Annotated in this window: 3 protein-coding genes; 2 read left to right on the plus strand and 1 reads right to left on the minus strand. The window is 61.2% G+C overall.

Translation table 11 applies throughout. From position 1 onward, the window contains the following. Positions 1-703: type II secretion system F family protein (locus ACXRVY_RS27015; protein WP_458238732.1), on the plus strand; the 703-nt coding region annotated here is incomplete at its 5' end. A gap of 155 nt (positions 704-858) precedes the next feature. Continuing rightward, positions 859-1410, plus strand: a complete 552-nt coding sequence (locus ACXRVY_RS27020) for a hypothetical protein (RefSeq protein WP_457266166.1) — start codon at positions 859-861, stop codon at positions 1408-1410. An 82-nt stretch (positions 1411-1492) separates the two neighbouring features. Here the strand turns inward: ACXRVY_RS27020 and ACXRVY_RS27025 are convergent. Further along, positions 1493-1808 (minus strand): LysR substrate-binding domain-containing protein (locus ACXRVY_RS27025; RefSeq protein ID WP_458238733.1); only part of this gene is annotated, 316 nt, incomplete at its 5' end.

Here is a 1808-nt window from a genome sequence, read left to right on the forward strand (position 1 = left end):
GATCTACCCCATGCTGTTGCTGGTGGTGGGCGGTGGCGTGGTGTTGTTTTTGATGGGCTACGTCGTACCGCGCTTCAGCMTGGTATTCGAAGGGCTGGGGTCGAACCTGCCGTGGATGTCGCAAATCCTGATGAGCAGCGGCATGTTCCTGCACACCCACCAGGGCGAATTCTTTGGTGGCTTGCTGGCCATCATCGTCGCTCTCGCCCAGCTCCAGCGCCAACCGGCCTTTCGTCGGGGGCTGGACCGCCTGATCGAAAAACTCCCCGCGGTGCACCAGCGCATCTTCATGTATGAACTGGCGCGCTTCTACCGTTCGCTAGGCATACTGCTGCAAGGCGGCATTCCCCTGGTCACCGCCATGGGCATGGTCCGTGGCTTGCTCAGCATCGCCTCCCGCGCGCGCCTGGACCAGGCCTGCGACCGGGTGCGCGAAGGGCAATCGCTTTCTACCGCGCTGGAACTCAATCACCTGGTGACTCCGGTATCCCTGCGCCTKCTGCGCGCCGGCGAACAGTCCGGCAACCTCGGACAAATGATGGAGCGCAGCGCCGACTTCTACGACGAAGAAATCGGCCGCTGGATCGAATGGTTCGTGCGGCTGTTCGAACCTCTGCTCATGACCTTCATCGGCCTGTTGATCGGGGTGATCGTGATCCTGATGTACATCCCGATTTTTGAACTGGCCTCGAGCATTCACTGACCTTATGGAGCAGGGCCGCGCTGCCCGTTGCATCTTTTCAACCTCCCATTGAATAAACCAGTCCGTCGAGGTGTTTAACAAGTTCCCATGGGAAAAAAGCAGCACATTGCAATGTTCATCCACGTTCCAATCTGAATTAGAAGACGGAGAACGACATGCTCATCAATAAGCTTTTACTGGCAGTAGCTATTGGCGCGGTTCTGTCGGCGTCTACCGTATTGATTCCGGACAGCCTGTCCGGGGTATCCAGTGCTCAGGCCAAGGAAGGGGGTAGTGGCGGTGGCGGTGGCGGAAGTGGCGGTAGTGGTGGTGGCGGCGGTAGTGGCGGTGGCGGCGGTAGTGGCGGCGGTGGCGGTAGTGGCGGCGGCGGTGGAAGTGGCGGAAGTGGCGGCGGTAGTGGTGGCAGCGGCCATAGCGGCGACCATGGCAGCAACAGCGGTCATGGCAGTGCCAACAGCGGTTCGAGCCACTCCGGAACGGCCTCGTCCTCAGGACGCAGCGGCACCCATGATGAGCCTGGGGATGACCGTGGCGTCCATGCCAATGGCGAGCCCGGCGATGACCGTGGCGTCCATGCCAATGGCGAACCCGGCGATGACCGTGGTGTCCATGCCAATGGCGAACCCGGTGATGACCGTGGCGTTCATGCCCAGCCCGGCGATGATCGTGGCGCCCATGCCGAGCCCGGCGATGACAAGAGGACCTGATCCCCGCTGACCCCATACAACACAAACCCTGTGGGAGCGAGCTTGCTCCCACAGGTTCGTTTGAGTCGGGTACTCCGCGTTTCTACAACCCACCCTCAACCCGATCCAGCCGTTCGCGCAAAAATTCAACCAGCGCCTGCACCGGCCGCGAACTCTGCCGATGTTGCGGATAGACCGCAGACAACGTCAGCGGCTCCGGCCTGAAATCCTCCAGCACTTCCACCAGCCTTCCATCCTTCAGCGCCGAACCGACAATGAACGTCGGCAAATAGGTGATCCCCAGCCCGGCGATCGCTGCGTCCTTGAGCAGTTCACCGTTGTTGACCCGCATCCGCCCGCTGACATTGACGCTCAATGGCTTGCCCTGCCCCGCAAAACGCCATTGCACCTGACGACCA

This window comes from Pseudomonas sp. P5_A2_2 (assembly GCF_054177685.1).